This is a genomic window from Streptomyces sp. NPDC007929, from assembly GCF_042959065.1.
Taxonomy (GTDB): domain Bacteria; phylum Actinomycetota; class Actinomycetes; order Streptomycetales; family Streptomycetaceae; genus Streptomyces.
In genome coordinates this window covers 139,002-158,721 of the sequence record NZ_JBIBKD010000007.1, presented here as the reverse complement: position 1 = coordinate 158,721, position 19,720 = coordinate 139,002, and the positions used below count along the sequence as shown (strand labels likewise).

The following is a 19,720-nucleotide window of genomic DNA, read 5'->3' as shown; positions in this document are numbered from 1 at the left end:
TCCGCTAAGGTAAGGCTAAGTTAGGTAACCCTTACCGGGGTGGCGGCTGGGGTGCTCTCTCGGCAGATATCTCGATGTCGAGATAACTCTAGTACACGAGCGCCCGATGGTCATGCCCCGGCGTCCGCCGTGCGGTCATGTGCGCCCTTTTCCCGGGTATCCGAACCGGGTACCCACGCGCGACATCCAGCCATACGGAGGGGAGACGAGCATGCCGCTCACGTTCCGCAAGAGTTTCCGGATCCTTCCGGGGGTGCGCCTGAACATCAACAAGCGCTCCTGGTCCATCACCACCGGCGGCGGAAAGAACGGCCCGCGCTACACCCGTAGCAGCACCGGACGTCGTACGACATCGATGGATCTACCCGGACCTTTCGGATGGCGGCGCACCACGAACGCACGTCGACACTGAGACCGCCGGGCGAGATTGACATCCCGTCACCCGTTCGGACCCCCCGGTCGGGTGACATCTCATATCTGAGATAACCTCAAGCGCATGGCAGACGACTACCTCGTACGCATCGGCAAGCTCATCCGTGACGCCCGGCAGCACCGGGGCTGGACCCAGTCGCAGCTGGCGGAGGCGCTCGGTACCAGCCAGAGCGCGGTCAACCGGATCGAGCGCGGCAACCAGAACATCAGCCTTGAGATGATCGCGCGCATCGGGGAGGCCCTCGACAGCGAGATCGTGTCCCTCGGTTATGCCGGTCCGATGCATCTGCGGGTGGTCGGCGGACGCCGGCTGTCCGGCGCCATCGACGTGAAGACGAGCAAGAACGCATGCGTGGCGCTGCTGTGCGCCTCACTGCTCAACGAGGGGCGCACCGTGCTGCGCCGCGTCGCCCGCATCGAGGAGGTGTACCGCCTCCTGGAGGTGCTGGGCTCCATCGGGGTGCGCACCCGGTGGATCAACGACGGGGTCGACCTGGAGATCGTGCCGTCGGCCGAGCTGGACCTGGCCGCGATCGACGCGGACGCGGCCCGCCGCACCCGCTCCATCATCATGTTCCTCGGCCCGCTGCTGCACCGCATGGACTCCTTCAAGCTGCCGTACGCGGGCGGCTGCGACCTCGGTACGCGCACCGTCGAGCCGCACATGATCGCGCTGCGCCGCTTCGGCCTCGACATCGCCGCCACCGAGGGCCAGTACCACGCCCAGGTCGATCGCGCGGTCAGCCCCGACCGCCCCATCGTCCTGACCGAGCGCGGCGACACGGTGACCGAGAACGCGCTGCTCGCGGCCGCCCGGCACGACGGCATCACCGTCATCCGCAACGCCTCGTCCAACTACATGGTCCAGGACCTCTGCTTCTTCCTGGAGGCGCTCGGCGTCAAGGTCGACGGCATCGGCACCACCACCCTCACCGTGCACGGTGTGCCGACCATCGACGTCGACGTGGACTACTCCCCCTCCGAGGACCCGGTCGAGGCGATGAGCCTGCTCGCGGCGGCCGTGGTCACCGAGTCGGAGCTGACGGTGCGCCGGGTGCCGATCGAGTTCCTGGAGATCGAGCTGGCGGTCCTGGAGGAGATGGGCCTCGATCACGACCGCACGCACGAGTACTTCGCCGACAACGGCCGCACCCGGCTGGTGGACCTCACCGTCCGGCCCTCCAAGCTGGAGGCGCCGATCGACAAGATCCACCCCATGCCGTTCCCCGGCCTGAACATCGACAACGTCCCGTTCTTCGCGGCCATCGCGGCGGTCGCCCAGGGCCAGACCCTCATCCACGACTGGGTCTACGACAACCGCGCCATCTACCTGACCGACCTCAACCGCCTCGGCGGCCGGCTCCAGCTCCTGGACCCCCACCGCGTCCTGGTCGAGGGCCCGACCCGCTGGCGCGCCGCCGAGATGATGTGCCCGCCCGCGCTGCGCCCCGCGGTGGTCGTCCTGCTGGCGATGATGGCCGCCGAGGGCACGTCGGTGCTGCGCAACGTGTACGTCATCAACCGGGGTTACGAGGAGCTGGCGGAGCGGCTGAACTCGGTGGGGGCACAGATCGAGACGTTCCGGGACATCTGATCCCGCGGGGGCGTGAGGTGTGCGCCCGCCGAGAATGGATAGTCCGACACCGTGGACGCGCCTTTGGTGACCTTCGGGCACGGTACCGCCGGGCGGGAGCGGATCGCCGAGCTGTTGCGGGCGGCCGGTGTGACGGCCGTCGTGGACGTGCGGACCGCTCCCGGCAGCCGTCGTGACCCGGACCTGCTGCGGGAGCGGCTGGCCGAGTGGCTGCCGGAGGCCGGCCTCGCCTACCGGTGGGAGCGTGACCTGGGCGGATTCCGCCGTCTGCCGGAGGACAGCCCGGACGTCTTCTGGCGCAACGTCTCCTTCCGCGGGTACGCCGCCCACACCCGCTCCCCCGAGTTCGTCGCCGCCATGGACCGGCTGGTGCGGGAGGCGGCGCACACGCGTACCGCCGTGATGTGCAGCGAAGCGGTCTGGTGGCGCTGCCACCGTCGGCTGATCGCCGACTTCGCGGTGCTCGCCCGCGGTGCGGCCGCCCTGCACCTCATGCACGACGGCCGCCTGATCGCCCACCCGCCGACGCCGGGAGCCCGGCTGCGCGACGACGGGCTCCTCGTGTACGACGCCGCCCCCACCGAGCCGCCCCGGGGGTGAGCCGTCAGTACAGCTTGTTCACCGCCGTGACGGTCGTGGCCTTGAAGTCCGCCACCTGGGCGTGCTGGAAGGTGCCCATCTGGCCCCACCGCACGAGGGTGACGGTCGCTCCGTCCCGGCCGACGGAGAAGAGGCCGATGTCGGAGGAGCCCCAGGCGGAGGCGGTGTGGATGCCGTAGACGTAGGCGCCCTCCTCGACGTTCAGCCGACCGTAGTTCTTCTGCGTCGCGGTGATGTCGGGGTCCTGCCGCATCAGCTTCTTCGCGCAGCCGGCCAGGTCCTTGCGCAGCAGCGCCGCGAAGTCCTTCGCCCACTGTTCGCTGTGCCCCTCGACCGTGAGCTGCTGGGCGTTGGTGTCGTACTCCGTCCAGTAGTCGCGGTGCGAGGTGATGGACGGCAGCGCGTCGCCCACGCACATCGGCAGCGGGTCGGGGCGGCCGGCCGTGACCGGTCCGGCGTACCAGGGCGAGGAGGGGTGGGGCGGCAGTTCGGCCGGCTCCAGGAACCGGGGGGTGTCGGAGGCCGGCGCGGTGGCGGCGGTAGCCGGGACGGCGGCCGCGGCGACACCGGCGACGGCCGCGAGCGCGGCCACGGTGGTGCGGACGGCTCCGGTACGGATGGCTCGGGTACGGATGGCTCGGGTACGGGTGCTTCGGGTGCGGAACTGCATGGTTTCCCCCTTGGGTCGTCCCCGACCGGTTTCCCCGATCGGTTTGACCGATCGGTTTGACCGATCGGTTTCCCGGTCGAATGCACGGGCCTTTGCCCCCTGCCCCCCGTACGACCCGCCACCGCCCACGACCGTTGCCCGGTACGCCCGCTACGGATCCGTCCCGAATGTCACCGGCGTGCAACCGGGTCCGGGCCTAACAGGGCGTAAAGCGACCGAAGAATGGATAGGGGCTATACGGCGAAACGCGGGGAGTGTCCGACGTGCCCGGATGCCGGGCGCAGCGGCTTCAGGAGGGGGAGCGCGCATGGACGGCCGGCCCTTGTATCTCCAACCGCGGCTGGAGCCACGGCTGAGATCGCTCGTGGCGGCGCACGGCACGCTGCACTCGATCGTCGACGCACTCGGTTCACCCGTGCACGTCGTGGTGCCGGACCAGATCGCCGGGAATCTGGAGCGGTTCCGGTCGGTGTACCGGGCGCACCACCTGTCGGGGCAGGTCTTCTACGCCCACAAGGCCAACCGCTCCAGCGCGCTGCTGCGCCGGCTCGCCGCGACGGACGCGGGCGTGGACGTGGCGTCCCTGGGCGAGTTGCAGCACGCGCTGGGTGCCGGGTTCGGCGCCGACCGGATCACGGCCACCGGGCCGAAGAACCCCGAGTTCCTGTGGCTGGCGGCGCGTGCGGGGGTCACGGTCGGTGTCGACGGCGCCGGCGAGCTGGACCGGCTCGCGGCCGTGGTACGCGAGCACGGGCTCGCCCCGGTGCGGGTGCTGCTGCGGCTGTCGGGCTTCGAGACGTCGGGGGTGAAGGTGCTGAGCCGGCGCAGCCGTTTCGGCACGCCGGTACGGGAGTTGGAGCTGCTGCTGAAGGCGGTGGAGCGGCACGGTGACGCGGTCGACGCCACGGGGGTGGCCTTCCATCTGGACACCACGAGTGTCACCGAGAAGGCGACGGCGCTCGAAGGGTGCCTGGCCGCACTGGAGTTGTGCCGGGACCGGGGGTTGCGGCCCCGGGCCGTGGACATCGGCGGCGGGTTCGGCGTCAGCTATCTCGCCGAGCGGGAGCAGTGGGAGGAGTACACCAGCGAACTCACCGCGGCTGTCCTCGGCCGGCGTCCGCCCCTGACGTGGGGCGGGCACGGCTACGGGCTGCGCGACGACTCCGGCACCCTGCGCGGCACGCTGGGCCTCTACCCCGCCCACGCCCGGTCGCCGGCGCCGCCTATCTGGACGAGCTGCTGGCCCAGCCCGCCGCCTCCATGGGCGGGCGCCCGCTGGCCGCGCTGCTGCTGGAGCACCTGTACGACCTGCACACCGAGCCCGGCCGGGCCCTGCTGGACCAGTGCGGCCTCACCCTGGCGCGGGTTCTGGAGGTCCGCGGCCCACAGCCCGGCGGGGAACTGCTGGTACGGCTGGCCGCGAAGGCGGACGACATCGCCCTGGAGGACCACGGAGTGCTGATGGACCCGCTCGTCGTTCCCGGAAGCGGCGCCGGGCCGGGTGAGGGACCCGTCGCCGTGCACCTCTTCGGGAGCCTCTGCCTGGAGACCGACCTCATCACGCGGCGCACGGTGTTCCTGCCGCGCCGCCCGGAACCCGGTGACCTGCTCGCCTTCGCCAACACCGCGGGTTACGCCATGGACTTCCACGCCACGCGCGCCCAGCAGCAGCCCGCCGCCCGCAAGGTCGCCGCCTGGCAGGACGGCGACGCGTGGCGCTGGTGCCTCGACGACCAGTTCTGGCCGATCACGCCTTCGAGGGGAGCCCAGTGAGGTACGACAGCATCACCGAGGCGATAGGCAACACCCCGCTGGTGCGGATCGACCCGGCCGTGCACGGCCTGCGGAACATCGACCTGTACGCCAAGCTGGAGATGCTCAACCCGTTCGGCTCGGTCAAGGACCGGGCCGCCTGGGGCATGGCGCGGCCGCTGCTGGAGGAGGCGGTCGAACAGGGCAGCCAGGTGGTGGAGTTGTCCAGCGGTAACACGGCCAAAGCCCTCGCGGTCATCGCGGGCATGCACGGCCTGGGTTTCAAGAGCGTCACCAACCGGATGCGGGTCCCGGAGATCAAGGACCTCCTGCTGCTGCTCGGCGCGGAGATCGAGGAGCTGCCGGGGCAGAGCGAGTGCCTGGACCCCACCGCCACGGATGATCCGCTGACGCTGTTCCACCGGACGCTGTCGGCTTCCGGCAGCGCCTGTCTGCACACCGACCAGTACTTCAACCCGCGCAACACCGAGGCCCATCTGACCGGCACCGGGCCGGAGATCGTCAAGGACCTGGACGGCCGGGTCCCGGACTGGTTCGTCGCCTGCGTGGGCACCGCCGGTTCCTCCACGGGGGTCGCCCGCGCCCTGCGCGAGGAGGACCCGTCGGTGCGGGTGCTCGGGCTGGTCGGGGCCAAGTCCGACTTCATCCCGGGGATCCGCACCATCGACGAGGTGCAGGAGGTCGGCCTGTTCGACCCGGAGACGTACGACGTGATGGAGTCGGTGAGCGCCGATGAGGCGATCGAGGGCATGCTCATCCTGAATCGCCGCTGCGGCATCCTCGGCGGCCCGACCGGAGGGGCCGCGTACTTCGGCGCGGTCCGTCATCTGCGGTCCGTGGACGAGGAGTTGACCGAGCGCCGGACGGCGGTGTTCATCGTCTGCGACCGCGTGGAGAGCTATCTGAGCTATGTCCGGCAGCGGCGCCCCGATCTGCTGGGCCGGCCGCCCCGGAAGAACTCGCCGGCCGATCTGTCGGACGCCGAGGTCGGCGCGGCGCCGTCGATCGGCGTGGCGGACGCCCGGCGCTGGATCGGCACCGACCGGCCGCTCGTGGTCGACCTGCGCAGCCCGTTCGCGTACGCGGCACTGCACATCGACGGGTCGGTCAACATCGTCGACGAGCTGTTCGCCGAACTCCTGCGGGGCGGGCTGCCGTTCAGCCGGAGCCAACCGGTGCTGCTGGCCTGCCCGGTCGGTGAGCAGTCCGCGCGGTACGCGGCGCTGCTGACCCGGATGGGTCACCCGGACGTGCGCAGCCTGGCCGGCGGCATCATCGCCTGGCGGGACGCGGGCGCCCCTCTGGTGCGGGACTGACCGGCATGACCGCGTCGATCACCCGCGAGGATCAGCGCGCCTGGCAGCGGGCGCTGCGCGAGGAGTTCCCCATCGTCACCGGGCACCCCGAGCTCGCCTATCTGGACAGCGCGGCCACGGCGCAGAAGCCGCGGGCCGTGCTGGAGGCGGTGCAGACGTATCTGACCACGTCCAACGCCAACGCGGCGCGCGGCACCTACACCTGGGCCAACCGGACGACGGAGCTGGTGGAGCGCACCCGCGAGCGCGTGGCCCGCTTCCTCGGGGACCCCCGGCCGGAGGGTTCCGCCGTCCATTTCACGAGCGGCACCACCGAGGGGCTGCGCGCGGTCGCCCGCGACTGGCTGCCGGGGTTCCTGCGCGACGGCGACGAGATCGTCGTGCCGGACGCCGACCACCAGGCCAACATCACGCCGTGGCTGGAGGTGCGGGGTCTGCTCGCGCGGGAGGGCGTGCGTATCCGGGTGGTGCCGATGCCGTACCAGAGCGGCTCCGGGGACTACGACCACCGGGCGCTGGCCGAACGGGCGGGCCCGCGCACGCGGTTCGTCGCCACCACCCATGTGCACCACGTGTACGGCGGTGACATGAACGTGGGGCGCATCCGCGAGGCCGTCGGCCCCGAGGCGGTCATCTGTCTGGACGCCGCGCAGAGTGTGGGTCATCTGCCGGTGTCGGTCGCCGCGCTGGATGTGGACTTCGTCGTGTTCTCCGGGCACAAGGCGCTGGCCCTGCCCGGTTCCGGGGCGGTGTGGGCCCGGCAGGAGCGCGGGCCGGCCTTCGTGCCCGGCGGCTGGAGCGGCACCCCGAACACGGTGGGCATCGCCTCGCTGGAGGCGGCTCTGGACTGGCTGGACGCGGCCGGTGTCGACCGGATCGAGCGCTGGACGTCCGAACTGGCGACGCGGCTCACCGAGGGGCTGCGGCGGATGGACGCCTACGAGATCCTCGGCTGCCCGCTCAGCCTGGCCGCCGGCTCGAAGGTACAGCGGCGGCAGGGCATCGTGACCCTGCGGCATCGCGGCATCGACTCGGGCGACCTGGGGTTCATCCTGTTCAGCCACGGTTTCATGGTCCGTTCCGACCATCACTGCCAGGGCGACGCGGGCGAGAAGACCGGTTCGGTGCGGGTGAGTCTGCATGTGTACAACACGGGTGAGGAGATCGACCGGCTGCTGTCGGTTCTCGCCTCGCTCGCCTGACCGGCCCGTCCCGCGCGACCGTAAGGCGTAATGGGAACCGTTTCCACCTGTAGGCTCGGGCGGGCAGGTGTCAGGTGCGAGACGGCGAGGTGGCGCGACCGGATGGGGCTGAGTCTGGAGACGGCGGAGCGTTGGGTGGAGCGCTGGGAGCTCCAGCAGCAGCGGTACGCCGTCGACCGCGAGGAGCGGTTCACGGTGATCGCCGATGTCGTCGAGCATGTCACGGCGGGGCGCTCGGCCCCGCCGCTCGTCGTGGACCTGGGATGCGGGCCGGGTTCCCTCGCGGCCCGGCTCGTCCGGCGGCTGCCGGACGCCGAGATCGTGGCCGTGGACCGGGACCCCGTCCTGCTGGAGCTGGGCCGCACCCACCACCCGGACGCGGCCCGTTACGTCGACGCCGAGATCGGCGCCCGTGGCTGGACATGGGCGCTTGAGCTGGACCGGCCCCTGGACGCGGCGGTCTCCACGACGGCCCTGCACTACCTCGACCGCGACACCCTGCTCGGCGTCTACCGGCAGCTCGCCGTGCTGATGCGTCCCGGCGGCGTCCTCGTCAACGGCGACCACCTCCCGCAGGGCGAGCAGGGCCCGGCCGGGATCGCGGCCCACGTCGGGCGGTGCCGGGCCGAACGGCAGCGCGTGTTCGTCCACGAGGACTGGGGCGCCTGGTGGGCCGCCGTCGGCGAGGATCCGGAGCTGGCCGACCTCCTCGCGGAACGCCGACGGCGGGACGCCCTCCTCGGCACCGGACGCCCCGCCGAGCTCCCCCTCCGCGCGCATCTGGAGCTGCTCCGGGAGGCGGGATTCGGCACGGCCGGGCCGGTCTGGCAGTACGGGGACAGCTGCGTGGTCGTGGCGGTGCGCTGACCCGGTGCCTCACCCGGGCGCCCCGCGCCGGATGGCGGGCAGGGGCCGGTCTGCCGACCATGCATGCAGGTGTCACCGCACGGTGATGCCGACGGCCGCCCCCGGCGAAGACGCCCCGAGCGGCACTCCCCCGCCCCCCCCCACGAGGAGCCCCCATGACCACCGCCGAGCACCGCACCCACGACAACCACGCGCACGCCCACGGCGACGACTGCGGCCACCTCGCCTTCACCCACGGTGACCACACCGACTACGCCCATGACGGCCACATCCACCGGATGCACGACGGGCAGGCCGACGAGTGCGCGGACGGCCGCCACACGGTGCACCGCAACCACGACCACGAGCACGGCGACGACTGCGGCCACCTGGCCGTACGGCACGGCGACCACACGGACTACGTGCACGACGGCCACCGCCACGCCGCCCACGAGGGCCACTGGGACGACCACTGACGCGGCCCTCAGGTCAGGGCGCCCCAGTGGACGGTGCGGTCGCACCAGCGCTCCAGCAGGGTGCGGTCGTGGCCGACGGCCAGCAGGGCGGCGCCGGTCGAGGCCCGGTAGCGCTCGACGGCCGCGACCAGGGCCGCCGCCGTGGAGGCGTCGAGCATCGCGGTCATCTCGTCGCACACCAGCAGGCGGGGGCGCAGCACCAGAGCCCGGGCGAGGCAGGCGCGTTGCAGCTGGCCGTCGCTGACCTCGTGCGGCCGCCTGGTGAGCAGGTCGGGAGTGAGGCCGACGGCGGGGGCCAGCTCGGCGAGCCGGTCGTCGGCTTCCCTGCCGCGGCCGGTGGCCCGCAGGGGTTCGGCGATCAGGTCGGTGAGCGGCAGCCGGGGGTCCGCGGAGAGCCTGGCCTGCTGGAAGACGACCCCGAAGGTGGTGCGCAGGGCGCGGGGGGCGCGGTGCCGCCAGTGCCGAACGGGCTCGCCGTCGAGGAGCAGGGTGCCGGAGTCGGGGCGGTGCAGCAGGGCGGCGACCCGCGCGAGAGTGGACTTGCCGCAGCCGCTCGGGCCGAGCAGGCCGACGGACTCGCCCGCGGCGACGGTGAGGGAGACGTCCCGGACCACCGGGGCGTTCCTGGTGTATCCGGCGGTGATGGAGCGCAGTTCAAGCACGGGCGTCCTCCGGCACGTGCGGGTGGTGGCAGGCGACCGGGCCAGCGGGCGGCGGGGCGGCGCAGGTGCCGGTGGCCCGGTCGCAGCGGGCGGCGAAGGCACAGCCCGGCGGGAGGTCGCCCAGTTCGGGCGGCAGGCCGGGCAGCGGGGTGAACGCGCGGTCGGGCAGGGCCTGGAGCAGGGCGCGACTGTAGGGGTGGCGGGGGCCTGGTTCGCCGAAGAAGGCCGCGGCGTCGGCGAGTTCGACGATCCGTCCCGCGTACATGACCGCGACCCGGTCGGCGATGCGCTCGGCGGCCGCCAGGTCGTGGGTGATCATCAGCAGGGCCCGTCGGCCGCCGTTCTCGCCCGGTTCGTCGATGTGCCGCCGCAGTTCGTCGACCGTACGGTCCACGAGGTCGCGGTCGAGTCCGGTGGTCGGTTCGTCGGCGAGCAGCAGGGGCGCGCCGCCGACCAGGGCGAGGGCGGTGGCGGCGCGCTGGGCGAGGCCGCCGGACAGCTGGTGGGGGTGGCGGTCGAGGTGGTCGGCGGGGAACGCGGCCCGTGCGGCGGCGGCCTCGGCGGCCACGCGCAGGGCGGCGCGGCCCCGGGTCGCGGTCAACGCGGCCACCGTCTCCTCCAGTTGGGAGCGGACGGTGCGGACCGGTGTGAGGTGGGCGGCCGGGCTCTGCGGTACGAGGCCGATGAGCCGTCCTCGTACGGTGCGGGCGAGGGTCCGCTCGTCGGCCATGAGCAGGTCCAGGTCGCCGAGCAGGGCCGAGCCGGCGGTCCGGGCGTTGCCGGGGAGCAGTCCGAGCAGGGCGGAGGCCAGCACGGACTTGCCGCAGCCGCTCTCCCCGATCAGGGCCAGGCACTCGCCGGGCGCCACGTCGAAGCGCGCGTCGGTGACGGCGGCGACGCGCCGCCCGCCGGGCATCAGGAACCGTACGGACAGGCCGCGCACGGACAGCACGGGGGTCGTGGACTCCGTTCCGGCGCTCACAGCATCAGCTCCGATCGGTGACGTGGGTTGATCCGCTCCCGCCAGGCCCCGGCGAGTCCGGCGACGGCGAGGGTGGGGACGATGAGGAAGAGGCCGGGGAAGAGGGTGGGCCACCACTGGCCCGCGAGGAGGGAGCCGCGGGCGCCCTGGATGAGGGTGCCGAGGCTCGCCGTGTGGGTGGGCAGCCCGAGGCCGAGGAAGGACAGGGCCGACTCGTGCCACATGGCGTGCGGCACCATCAGCACGGCGGCGAGCGCGGCCTGCGGAAGGACGGCGGGCAGCAGGTGCCGTACGGTAACCCGCCACCGGGACGCCCCGCCGGAGACGGCCGCGTCGATGTACGGCCGCGACCGCAGCGACAGCACCTCGGCGCGCACGATCCGGGCCGTGGACAGCCAGTGGGTCAGCGCGACCGAGATGACCACCGGCCACACGCCGGGTCGGAACATGGCGACGATGAAGATGCCGAGCAGCAGGTGCGGCACGGAGGAGAAGGTGTCGACGATCCGCATCAGGGCCCGGTCGGCCCAGCCGCCCAGCGCACCGGCCGCGGCGCCCACGGCCGTGCCGACCACGGTGGCGGTCAGCGCCGCCGCCACTCCGACGAGCAGCGACACCCGCAGGCCGTAGACGCAGCGCAGCAGCAGGTCGCGGCCGACGTCGTCGGTGCCGAACGGGTGCGCCCAGGAGGGTGGTCGCAGCTTGGCGGCGAGGTCGACGGCCTGCTGGTCGAGCTGGACCAGCGGCGGTACGAGCAGCACGGCGAGGACGGTCGCGGTCATCAGCGCGGCGGAGGTGCGCACGCGCAGGGCGCGGGTGGAGCGGCGCTGGGGGCCGTGTGAGCGCCATTCGGGCTCGGTGGGGGCGTCGGCGGGCGCCGGGGCGTCACATGTCACTGAGCTTCACCCTCGGGTCGAACAGTCCGTAGAGCAGGTCGGCGAGCAGGTTCCCGGCGAGCACGGCGGCGGTGGCCAGTGTCGTCAGGGCGGCGAGCAGCGGGAAGTCGACGGCGGTGGCCGCCTCGACGGTGGCGGCGGCGATGCCCGGCCAGCTGAAGACGCTCTCCACCAGCAGGGCGCCGGTGATGAGTTCGGGGACGCGGGAGCCGATGAGCGTGAGCACCGGCAGCAGCCCGGAGCGCAGGGCGTGGCCGAGCAGGACGGTGTGCTCGCTCAGGCCCCGGGCCCGGGCGCCGCGCACCGGGTCCTCCGCGAGGGCGTCGCCGACGCCCTGGCGGACGTACAGGGTGAACCACGGCAGTTGGGACGCGGCGAGGACACCGGCGGGCAGGACGAGATGGCCGGCGACCTGGCCGGGCGTGACCTGTGCGCTGCCGGTGTCGGTCAGGCCGCCCGCCGGCAGCACGTCCCACTGGAGGGCGAACAGCCAGATGGCGAGCAGGGCGATCCAGAAGACCGGCGCCGCCTCCAGGGTGTACGCGAGGGAGGTGACGGTGCGGTCGACGAGCGAGCCGGGGCGGCGCGCGGCGAGTACGCCGAGCAGGGTGCCCGCCAGGACGGCGGCGGCGAAGGCGACGGCGCACAGGAGTGCGGACCACACGAGCCGTTCGCCGATGACCTGGGCGACCGGCTGCCGCATGACGACGGAGTGGCCGAGGTCGCCGGTGAGCGCGGAGGTCAGCCAGTGCCACCAGCGGGCGGCGAAGGGCTGGTCCACGCCGAGGTTCTCGCGCAACCGGTCCAGGGTCTGCTGGTCGGCGCCGAGCGCGGCGGTGCCGGCGTAGGCCTTGACGGGGTCGAACGGGGAGGCGGCGGCGATGGCGAAGACGCCGAAGGTGACGACGAGCAGGACGGGGACGGCGAACAGGGCCCGCCGTCCCGCCAGTCGTGCCATCGCTCCCCAGGGGAGTCGGGTCACTTCTTCGGCTGCCAGTCCTCGATGTTCCACCAGGGGCCGCTGGCGAAGCCGTGTTCGTGCGGCTCCAGCTGGGTGTTCAGGCCGTCCCAGCGGTCGGCCAGCACGTAGAGGTGGTCGATGTGGGTGAGGAAGGTGTAGCCGGGGTCCTGCACCAGGGCCCGCTGGAGCTTGCCGTAGGCGGACTTGCGCTCGGCCGGGTCCTGGCTGCGGCGGCCGTCGTCGAGGGCGCGGTCCACGGCCGGGTTGTCGTAGCGGGCCATGTTGTTGAAGCCGTCGCCGGCGAGGGAGGAGTGCAGCAGGGTGTAGAGGCCGAAGTCGGGGTCGCCGGTGCTGCCGAAGCCCGCGAGGACGGCGGTGTCCTTCATGCGGGGCTCGATGACCTCCCAGGTGGCGCTCTCCACCTTCACGTCGATGCCGGCCTTCTTGGCGTCGGAGGCGTACGCGAGGGCGTGGTCCTGGCGGACCTTGTCGCCGGAGGGGTAGAGCAGATTGAAGGACGCCCGCTGTCCGTCCCGGTTGCGGACGCCGTCCTTGCCGGGCTTCCAGCCGGCCTCGTCCAGGATCTTCCCGGCCTTGGCGAGGTCGCGGGTGCGTTCGATGCCCTTGCTGAAGGCGGGGTCGTCGACGGGCAGCGGCCCGTAGGCGGGGCGGCCCGCGCCGTCGAGGATCTTGGCGGTCATGGCCTCGCGGTCCACGGCCGCGTCGAGGGCCCGCCGGATCGCGCGGTCGCCGGTGACCTGGTGCGCGGTGGGGAGTGTGACGGCCCGGAAGTCGTAGGAGCGGGCCTGGTAGGTGCGCTTGGTGTCGTCGCCCTTGAACGTGGCGGCGAGGTTGGGCGGGAGGACCGCGCCGTCGAGGTCGCCGGATCGCAGGCGGGTGGCGCGTACGTCGTCGTCGGCGATGACCGCCATGGTGAAGCCGCGCACCGTGGGCTTGCCGCCCCAGTAGCGGGGGTTGGCCTCGAAGGTGAGCTTCTCGCCCTTGCTCCAGCCGGTGAGGACGTACGGGCCGGTGCCGACCGGCTTGGTGTTGAAGGAGCCGGTGTTGGGGTCCTGCTCCCCCGCGATGTGCTCGGGGACGATGGGCAGGATCGTGCGGGCGGCGAAGGGCGCGTAGGGGTACTTCAGCGTGAAGACGACCTTGTCGTCGCCGCTCGCCTTCACCTCCTCGACCGCGTCCAGCTCGCTCTTGAAGGTGTTGTTGGTCTTCGGGTCGAGGGCGGTCCGGTACGTGTAGACGACGTCGGCGGGTGTCAGGGGCTCGCCGTCGCTGAACTCGACCCCGTCGCGCAGGGTGTAGGTGTAGGTGCGGCCACCGTCGGTGATCTTCGGCAGTCCGGACGCCAGCGCGGGCTTCAGCTTCAGGTCGGCGTCGCGGGCCAGGAGCCCGTCGAAGATCTTGGAGTTGCCGTCCTTGCCGTAGCCGAGCAGCGGGCTGAGGGTGTCCGGCTCGGTGGCCACCCCGAGTACGACGGAGTCGCCGGACTTGCCGTCGCCGGAGCCGCCGCCGCTGGGGGCCGAGCAGGCGGTGACCGCCGCGGCCAGCGCCGCCGTGACGGCGGCCCCTCGTATCCGACGGGTCGACATGTGACCTCACACCCTTGTTGCTCTAGTCATGTTGTTGCAAACAGATCGCAATTGGCATCGCCATTAAAACAGGACCGGCGGGCGGCCCGAAGCCGGGCCGCCCGCCGTTTCGTATCGCCCCGCGCTCAGGCCTGGGTCAGGGTGATGTCCTGCCCCTGGACGGCGTGGAAGCTGGGCAGCGGCAGGCCGCTGAAGGTGCGCAGCTCCATCAGGGTGGCCTCGACGCGGGCGGCTCCGGCCACCAGCGCGCCGGGCGTGACCTGGCCGGTGTTCACCCAGCGGTGCTCCGCCCCGTCGCACACGGCCCGGGTGCCGCCGACGCCGTGACGGGTCGTGGAGGCGCCCTGGCTGACGGAGGAGCTGACGAAGACCGGGCCGCTGGAGCTCACGCAGCGGTAGGTGCCGGAGAGGGTGACGGTGCCGTCCGCAGTGATCCGGCCGACGGTGTCGACCGTCACCGAGCCGGTCGGGGCGAGGACGGACGCGGTGGCGGGCGCCGCGCCGACGCCGGTGAGCAGGAGCAGCGCGGCACCGGCCGCCGCGCCGAGAAGGGGACGGACACGCAGGGGGGAACGCGTGCGGGAACACAAGGGGGAACGCATGGGCGAACGCATGGGGGAACGCATGGGGGAAACCTCCCGAAAGGAGTGGAATTGCGGCTTCCACTCGTACCGGCCGCCCGGCCCGGCGCCTGTGATCCTCACCCCTTCGGTGGCGAGTCCGACCCGGCCGTCGTGGAACCGTCCGGGGAATGTCCTGGGCGTGTCACGCTTCCCGCCGGGCCGTTCCGATGAGTTCCGCACGGGAGGATGGTCTGTCTGTACGAGTCGTCCGAACCCTTCGGGCGGCCCTGCCGACTTGGAGGTGCGCCATGTGTGCCCACCAGCCCCAGTGCCCCGCGACCGACTCCCCCGCCGCGCATGTCGTGGCGGCCCGCCCCGAGCAGGGCTGGAGCCTGCTGTGCGACGGGACGGTCGTCTTCGACGACACCGGCGAACTGCTGCCGGACGGACGCGTGGTGCAGCCGCGCCGGGTGAGCGCCGCCGGCCTGGCCGTCGCGGCCTGAGCCCGGGGCGCCGCCGCACGGCGGTACGACGGCCCCGCTACGGCAGGACCGCGAAGCCGTCCAGTTCCACCATCGCCTCCGCGTCCCACAGCCGGACGACTTCGACGACCGCCATGGCGGGGTAGTCGCGACCGGCCAACTCGCGCCAGGTGCGGCCGAGTTCGGGTGCGTGCGTGCGGTACGCCTCGACATCCGTGGCGTAGACGGTGACGCGGGCCAGGTCGGAGGGCGTGCCACCGGCCGCCGCGAGGGCGGCCAGCAGGTTGGTGAGGGCCCGCTCGAACTGCTCGGGCAGGGTGCGGCCGACGACCTTGCCGTCGGAGTCCAGGGCGGTCTGCCCGGCGAGGAACACCAGCCGCGACCCGGACGCCACGACGGCGTGCGAGAAGCCGGCCGACGGGGACAGCTCGGGCGGGTTGACGCGTACGGTGCTCACCGGGCCTCCTGACGGGCGTACAACTCCTTGGCGATGATGCCGCGCTGCACCTCGCTGGCCCCCTCGTAGATGCGCGGGGCGCGCACCTCGCGGTAGAGGTGTTCGAGCAGGTGGCCGCGTTGCAGCGCGCGGGCGCCGTGCAGCTGGACGGCCGTGTCGACGACGTACTGCGCGGTCTCGGTGGCGAGCAGTTTCGCCATGGCGGAGCGCCGGGGCACGTCCGGGGCGCCCGCGTCGTACGCCGAGGCCGCCGCGTACACCATCAGCCGGGCCGCCTCGGTGCGCAGGGCCATCTCGGCGACCTGGTGCGAGACGGCTTGCAGGTCCCGCAGCTTGCCCCCGAAGGCGTCCCGTCCGGCGGTGTGGGCGAGGGTGGCGTCGAGGGCCGCCTGGGCCATACCGACCGCGAACGCGCCGACGCTGGGCCGGAACAGGTTGAGCGTCCCCATGGCGACCCGGAAGCCGCGGTCCACTTCGCCGAGCACGTCGTCGGCCGTCACCGGTACGGCGTCGAAGTCGAGGGCGCCGATGGGGTGCGGCGAGAGCATGTCGAGCCCACGGCCCGTCAGGCCCTGCCGGTCGGCGGGCACCAGGAAGGCGGTGACGCCGCGCGCCCCGGCATCCGGGGTGGTGCGAGCGAAGACGGTGTAGAAGTCGGCCTCGGGGGCGTTGGAGATCCAGCACTTCTCCCCACTGAGCCGCCAGCGGGCGGACCCGTCGGGCTCGGCACCGAGCCCGACGACATCCGCCACCCGGCCACTGCCCCGGGGCGCGTCCGCCTCCACCCGACGACCCTGCGCCCGACCGCCCCGCGACGCGTCGGCCCCCGCCCCAAGGCCCGATACCGCGCCGCCCCGCGACGCGTCCGCCCGAAGGCCCGGCGCTCCACCGTCCTGGAGCGCGTCCGCCCCCGCTCCGAGGCCCGGCGCCGCCCCGCCCTCCGACGCGTCCGCCCCTGCCCGAAGGCTCGATGCCCCGCCGTCCTGGAGCGCGTCAGCCCCGCCCGGACGGCCCGGCGCCGCCCCGCCCCGCGACGCGTCGGCCCCCGCCCGAAGGCTCGGGGCCCCGCCCCCCGGAACCTCCGCCTCCGCCCGGAGTTGCAGTGCCGCCGCGTCCGAGCCCGCCCCCGGCTCGCTCAGGGCGAAGGCCGCGATCGCCGTGCCGGTGGTGACCCGGGGGAGCCAGCGGGCGCGTTGGGCCTCGGTTCCGTGTGCGTGGACCGGGTGGGCGCCGAGGCCCTGGAGAGCCAGGGCCGTCTCCGCTTCGGTGCAGGCGTACGCGAGGGACTCGCGCATCAGGCACAGGTCGAGCGCGCCGGAGGTGAACAGGCGGCCGAGCAGGCCGAGGCTGCCGAGCTCGGCGACCAGGGCGCGGTTCACATGCCCCGGTTCCCCCTTGTCGGCGAGCGGGTGGAGCCGTTGCGCCGCCACGGTGCGCAGCTCCGCGCACCGGGCGAGTTGTGCCGGTTCGAGTGAGAATGCGGTCATCGCCAGTCCCTTCTCCGCCACCCTGCGTTCCGGCTGGGCCACTCCGAGGCTATCGCGGACCGTTGACTGTCGTCACCAACACGATACGCTCCAAGTGCGAGCCCACCACGCCGAGGGGGCGAACCGTATGACCGCACGGCGCACGGCCCATGTCGACACCTTCGCCCGGGACCATCTGCCACCCCCGGACCAATGGCCAGAGCTCCGCTTCGATCTGCCGGAGCTGCACTACCCCGAACGGCTCAACTGCGCCGCCGAACTGCTGGCCGGCCCGCCCGACGACCGGCCGGCCTTCCTCAGCGACGGCGGCCCGTCATGGACGTACGGCGAGCTGCGCGCCCGCGTGGACCACGTCGCCCATGTGCTCACCGGCGAGCTCGGCGTCGTCCCGGGCAACCGGGTGCTGCTGCGCGGCCCCACCACCCCCTGGCTCGCGGCGTGCTGGCTGGCGGTGCTGAAGGCGGGGGCCGTGGCGGTCACGGTGCTGGCCCAGCAACGCCCGCACGAGCTGAGCACGATGTGCGAGATCGCGCGGGTGGAGCACGCACTGTGCGACGTCCGGGCCGTCGACGACCTGGCCAAGGCCGAGATCCCCGGCCTGCGGATCACGGCCTACGGCGGTGACGCCCCGGACGACCTGCTCAACCGCCCGGCACCCGCCACCCCGTACGAGGCGGTCGCGACGGCGTCGGACGACGTGGCGCTGATCGCCTTCACCTCCGGCACCACCGGCCGCCCGAAGGGCTGTATGCACCTGCACCGGGACGTGCTGGCGATCGCCGACACCTTCTCCCGGCACGTCCTGAGGCCGGGCCCGGACGACGTGTTCACCGGCAGCCCCCCGCTGGGCTTCACCTTCGGTCTCGGCGGACTGGTGGTCTTCCCGCTGCGCGCCGGCGCGAGCGCGCTGCTGCTCGAACAGGCCGGGCCCCGGCAGCTGCTGCCCGCCATCGCCCGGCACCAAGTCTCCGTGCTGTTCACCGCCCCGACGGCGTACCGCGCGATGCTCGACGAGCTCGACGGGCACGACGTGTCCTCGCTGCGCCGCTGCGTCTCGGCCGGCGAGAACCTGCCGGCGGCCACCTGGCGGGCCTGGCACGAGCGCACGGGTCTGCGCGTCATCAACGGCATCGGCGCCACGGAGCTGCTGCACATCTTCATCTCCGCGGCGGACGACCTGATCCGGCCCGGAACCACGGGCGTTCCGGTGCCGGGCTGGCAGGCGCGGGTGCAGGACGCGGACGGCGAGCCCGTGCCCGACGGGCAGCCGGGCCTGCTCGCCGTGCGCGGGCCGGTCGGCTGCCGGTACCTCGCCGACCCGCGGCAGCGCGACTACGTGCGCGGCGGCTGGAACGTCACCGGCGACACCTATGTCCGCGACCCCGACGGCTACTTCCGCTACGTCGCCCGCGCGGACGACATGATCATTTCGGCCGGGTACAACATCGCCGGACCCGAGGTGGAGGACGCGCTGCTGCGGCACCCCGATGTGGTGGAGGCGGCGGTCGTGGGACGGCCCGACGAGGCCCGCGGGCAGGTCGTGCTGGCCTTCGCCGTCCTGAAGGAAGGCGCGGAACGGGACGCCGAGGCGCTGCGCGCCTTCGTGAAGAGCGAGCTGGCGCCGTACAAGTGCCCGCGCGAGATCGTCTTCCTGGACGCGCTGCCGCGCACGGCCACCGGCAAGCTCCAGCGGTTCAGGCTGCGGGCCCCGGGGATACCGGAAGACGACCGGGAATGATCCGTACGACCTAAGATGATCAACGTGTCCGACCACCATGCACCACGGTCTCTCATCGTCACGCTCTACGGCGCGTACGGCCGCTTCGTGCCGGGCCCCGTGCCGGTAGCCGAACTGATCCGGCTGCTGGCCGCGGCCGGCGTGGACGCCCCGTCCGTACGCTCCTCGGTGTCACGGCTCAAGAGACGCGGCCTGCTCGTGCCGGCCCGCACCGCACAGGGCGCGGCCGGTTACGAACTGTCCCCGGACGCCCGCCAGTTGCTCGACGACGGCGACCGTCGCATCTACGCCGACGCTCCGCCCGAGGACGAGGGCTGGGTGCTGGCGGTGTTCTCCGTGCCGGAGTCGGAGCGGCAGAAGCGGCACGTGCTGCGCTCCCGGCTGGCCGGGCTGGGTTTCGGCACGGCAGCTCCGGGCGTGTGGATCGCGCCCGCGCGGCTGTACGAGGAGACCCGGCACACCCTCCAGCGGCTGCGGCTCGACGGGTACGTGGACTTCTTCCGCGGTGACCACCTCGGCTTCGCCCCGACCGCGGAGGCCGTCGCCCGCTGGTGGGACCTGGCGGCCATCGCCAAGGAGCACGAGGAGTTCCTCGACCGCCACGCGCGCGTGCTGCGCGACTGGGAGAAGCGCGAGGACACCCCGCCGGAGGAGGCCTACCGGGACTACCTCCTCGCCCTGGACTCCTGGCGCCACCTGCCCTACACCGACCCGGGCCTGCCGTCCGAGCTGCTTCCCGCCGACTGGCCGGGGGTCCGCTCCGCGACGGTGTTCCGGGGGCTGCACGAGCGGCTGCGGGACGCGGGGGCGGCGTTCGTGGGACTCTGACTCACCCCCGGACGCCGCCCGGTTTGCGGCGTTTGCCCCGCCATGGAACGGTCAACGATGTCCGCGACTGGACGGAGCGCGTACCGGGAGGCGGACCGAGGGATGACCGTCACCACACCACCGAGGACGACAGGCGCCCGCGCGGACC

At 72.9% G+C, this 19,720-nt stretch carries 19 protein-coding genes and 1 pseudogene; 11 read left to right on the top strand and 9 right to left on the bottom strand.

Annotated features, from left to right (window positions below; all coding sequences use genetic code 11):
* The first annotated feature begins 211 nt into the window (after positions 1-211).
* The 3 genes from ACFZDE_RS24205 (at position 212) to ACFZDE_RS24195 (ending at position 2,626) form a co-directional block, all read left to right on the top strand.
* Entirely contained in the window at positions 212-412 is a 201-nt protein-coding gene (locus ACFZDE_RS24205; protein WP_390994200.1) for a DUF4236 domain-containing protein, read from the top strand.
* 84 nt (positions 413-496) lie between these two features.
* Positions 497-2,026, top strand: coding sequence for a UDP-N-acetylglucosamine 1-carboxyvinyltransferase (locus ACFZDE_RS24200; RefSeq protein WP_390994201.1), 1,530 nt, complete (start codon positions 497-499; stop codon positions 2,024-2,026).
* Positions 2,027-2,077: 51 nt separating this feature from the next.
* The gene (locus ACFZDE_RS24195) at positions 2,078-2,626 is read left to right on the top strand and encodes a DUF488 family protein (protein WP_391202887.1); all 549 of its coding nucleotides are present in this window, start codon (positions 2,078-2,080) and stop codon (positions 2,624-2,626) included.
* Positions 2,627-2,630: 4 nt separating this feature from the next.
* Here ACFZDE_RS24195 and ACFZDE_RS24190 read toward each other — a convergent pair whose 3' ends face one another.
* A complete protein-coding gene (locus ACFZDE_RS24190) occupies positions 2,631-3,296 on the bottom strand; it encodes a hypothetical protein (RefSeq protein WP_391202884.1) in 666 nt (221 codons plus the stop codon).
* Positions 3,297-3,603: 307 nt separating this feature from the next.
* On the opposite strand from ACFZDE_RS24190, the pseudogene ACFZDE_RS24185 reads away from it, so the two are divergent.
* From ACFZDE_RS24185 to ACFZDE_RS24165, 5 genes and pseudogenes are all read left to right on the top strand, one after another.
* Positions 3,604-5,069 (top strand): annotated as a pseudogene (locus tag ACFZDE_RS24185) (Y4yA family PLP-dependent enzyme).
* Complete coding sequence (locus ACFZDE_RS24180) at positions 5,066-6,385, top strand: pyridoxal-phosphate dependent enzyme (protein ID WP_391202881.1); 1,320 nt, start codon at positions 5,066-5,068, stop codon at positions 6,383-6,385. Before ACFZDE_RS24185 ends, ACFZDE_RS24180 begins: the two are co-directional and overlap by 4 nt.
* 5 nt (positions 6,386-6,390) lie before the next feature.
* Positions 6,391-7,587, top strand: coding sequence for an aminotransferase class V-fold PLP-dependent enzyme (locus tag ACFZDE_RS24175; RefSeq protein ID WP_391202878.1), 1,197 nt, complete (start codon positions 6,391-6,393; stop codon positions 7,585-7,587).
* A gap of 102 nt (positions 7,588-7,689) precedes the next feature.
* Positions 7,690-8,454 carry a methyltransferase domain-containing protein gene (locus ACFZDE_RS24170; RefSeq protein WP_391202875.1) on the top strand — a complete coding sequence of 255 codons (765 nt, stop codon included), beginning with the start codon at positions 7,690-7,692 and terminating at the stop codon, positions 8,452-8,454.
* 155 nt (positions 8,455-8,609) lie between these two features.
* Entirely contained in the window at positions 8,610-8,909 is a 300-nt protein-coding gene (locus tag ACFZDE_RS24165) for a hypothetical protein (RefSeq protein WP_391202872.1), read from the top strand.
* Positions 8,910-8,917: 8 nt separating this feature from the next.
* On the opposite strand, the gene ACFZDE_RS24160 is transcribed toward ACFZDE_RS24165, so the two are convergent.
* The 6 genes from ACFZDE_RS24160 to ACFZDE_RS24135 all read right to left on the bottom strand — a co-directional run bounded on the left by ACFZDE_RS24160 (position 8,918) and on the right by ACFZDE_RS24135 (position 14,583).
* Positions 8,918-9,571 (bottom strand): ATP-binding cassette domain-containing protein, encoded by a 654-nt coding sequence (locus ACFZDE_RS24160; RefSeq protein WP_391202869.1) that lies wholly within the window; start codon positions 9,569-9,571, stop codon positions 8,918-8,920.
* On the bottom strand, positions 9,564-10,487 hold the full coding sequence (locus ACFZDE_RS24155; RefSeq protein WP_391203678.1) for an oligopeptide/dipeptide ABC transporter ATP-binding protein: 924 nt from the start codon (positions 10,485-10,487) through the stop codon (positions 9,564-9,566). The genes ACFZDE_RS24160 and ACFZDE_RS24155 overlap by 8 nt, the downstream gene beginning before the upstream one ends.
* 62 nt (positions 10,488-10,549) lie before the next feature.
* Positions 10,550-11,449: an ABC transporter permease subunit gene (locus ACFZDE_RS24150; protein WP_391202866.1), complete on the bottom strand. Its 900-nt coding sequence runs from the start codon at positions 11,447-11,449 to the stop codon at positions 10,550-10,552.
* A complete protein-coding gene (locus ACFZDE_RS24145) occupies positions 11,439-12,407 on the bottom strand; it encodes an ABC transporter permease subunit (protein ID WP_391202863.1) in 969 nt (322 codons plus the stop codon). Before ACFZDE_RS24145 ends, ACFZDE_RS24150 begins: the two co-directional genes overlap by 11 nt.
* 20 nt (positions 12,408-12,427) lie before the next feature.
* Positions 12,428-14,017: an ABC transporter substrate-binding protein gene (locus ACFZDE_RS24140; RefSeq protein WP_391202860.1), complete on the bottom strand. Its 1,590-nt coding sequence runs from the start codon at positions 14,015-14,017 to the stop codon at positions 12,428-12,430.
* A 125-nt stretch (positions 14,018-14,142) separates the two neighbouring features.
* On the bottom strand, positions 14,143-14,583 hold the full coding sequence (locus tag ACFZDE_RS24135; RefSeq protein ID WP_390994975.1) for a DUF6299 family protein: 441 nt from the start codon (positions 14,581-14,583) through the stop codon (positions 14,143-14,145).
* 305 nt (positions 14,584-14,888) lie between these two features.
* Here ACFZDE_RS24135 and ACFZDE_RS24130 point away from each other — a divergent pair, with 305 nt between their 5' ends.
* Complete coding sequence (locus ACFZDE_RS24130) at positions 14,889-15,083, top strand: DUF5999 family protein (RefSeq protein ID WP_390994322.1); 195 nt, start codon at positions 14,889-14,891, stop codon at positions 15,081-15,083.
* 37 nt (positions 15,084-15,120) lie between these two features.
* Here the strand turns inward: ACFZDE_RS24130 and ACFZDE_RS24125 are convergent, their stop codons facing one another.
* Positions 15,121-15,519 (bottom strand): Rid family hydrolase, encoded by a 399-nt coding sequence (locus ACFZDE_RS24125; protein WP_391202857.1) that lies wholly within the window; start codon positions 15,517-15,519, stop codon positions 15,121-15,123.
* Positions 15,516-17,006: an acyl-CoA dehydrogenase family protein gene (locus ACFZDE_RS24120; RefSeq protein WP_391202854.1), complete on the bottom strand. Its 1,491-nt coding sequence runs from the start codon at positions 17,004-17,006 to the stop codon at positions 15,516-15,518. Before ACFZDE_RS24120 ends, ACFZDE_RS24125 begins: the two co-directional genes overlap by 4 nt.
* A gap of 127 nt (positions 17,007-17,133) precedes the next feature.
* On the opposite strand from ACFZDE_RS24120, the gene ACFZDE_RS24115 reads away from it, so the two are divergent.
* Together ACFZDE_RS24115 and ACFZDE_RS24110 are read left to right on the top strand one after the other, a co-directional pair.
* Positions 17,134-18,744, top strand: a complete 1,611-nt coding sequence (locus ACFZDE_RS24115) for an AMP-binding protein (protein ID WP_391202851.1) — start codon at positions 17,134-17,136, stop codon at positions 18,742-18,744.
* A gap of 15 nt (positions 18,745-18,759) precedes the next feature.
* A complete protein-coding gene (locus ACFZDE_RS24110; RefSeq protein WP_391202848.1) occupies positions 18,760-19,572 on the top strand; it encodes a PaaX family transcriptional regulator C-terminal domain-containing protein in 813 nt (270 codons plus the stop codon).
* Positions 19,573-19,720: the final 148 nt, after the last annotated feature.

Bases quoted from the DNA above. Each gene is read 5' to 3' on its own strand.
- ACFZDE_RS24170 (WP_391202875.1), top strand. From the start codon at position 7,690: ATGGGGCTGAGTCTGGAGACGGCGGAGCGTTGGGTGGAGCGCTGGGAG.
- ACFZDE_RS24115 (WP_391202851.1), top strand. From the start codon at position 17,134: ATGACCGCACGGCGCACGGCCCATGTCGACACCTTCGCCCGGGACCAT.
- ACFZDE_RS24120 (WP_391202854.1), bottom strand. From the start codon at position 17,006: ATGACCGCATTCTCACTCGAACCGGCACAACTCGCCCGGTGCGCGGAG.
- ACFZDE_RS24145 (WP_391202863.1), bottom strand. From the start codon at position 12,407: ATGGCACGACTGGCGGGACGGCGGGCCCTGTTCGCCGTCCCCGTCCTG.
- ACFZDE_RS24205 (WP_390994200.1), top strand. From the start codon at position 212: ATGCCGCTCACGTTCCGCAAGAGTTTCCGGATCCTTCCGGGGGTGCGC.
- ACFZDE_RS24175 (WP_391202878.1), top strand. From the start codon at position 6,391: ATGACCGCGTCGATCACCCGCGAGGATCAGCGCGCCTGGCAGCGGGCG.
- ACFZDE_RS24110 (WP_391202848.1), top strand. From the start codon at position 18,760: ATGATCAACGTGTCCGACCACCATGCACCACGGTCTCTCATCGTCACG.
- ACFZDE_RS24140 (WP_391202860.1), bottom strand. From the start codon at position 14,017: ATGTCGACCCGTCGGATACGAGGGGCCGCCGTCACGGCGGCGCTGGCC.
- ACFZDE_RS24130 (WP_390994322.1), top strand. From the start codon at position 14,889: ATGTGTGCCCACCAGCCCCAGTGCCCCGCGACCGACTCCCCCGCCGCG.
- ACFZDE_RS24200 (WP_390994201.1), top strand. From the start codon at position 497: ATGGCAGACGACTACCTCGTACGCATCGGCAAGCTCATCCGTGACGCC.
- ACFZDE_RS24155 (WP_391203678.1), bottom strand. From the start codon at position 10,487: ATGCCCGGCGGGCGGCGCGTCGCCGCCGTCACCGACGCGCGCTTCGAC.
- ACFZDE_RS24190 (WP_391202884.1), bottom strand. From the start codon at position 3,296: ATGCAGTTCCGCACCCGAAGCACCCGTACCCGAGCCATCCGTACCCGA.
- ACFZDE_RS24165 (WP_391202872.1), top strand. From the start codon at position 8,610: ATGACCACCGCCGAGCACCGCACCCACGACAACCACGCGCACGCCCAC.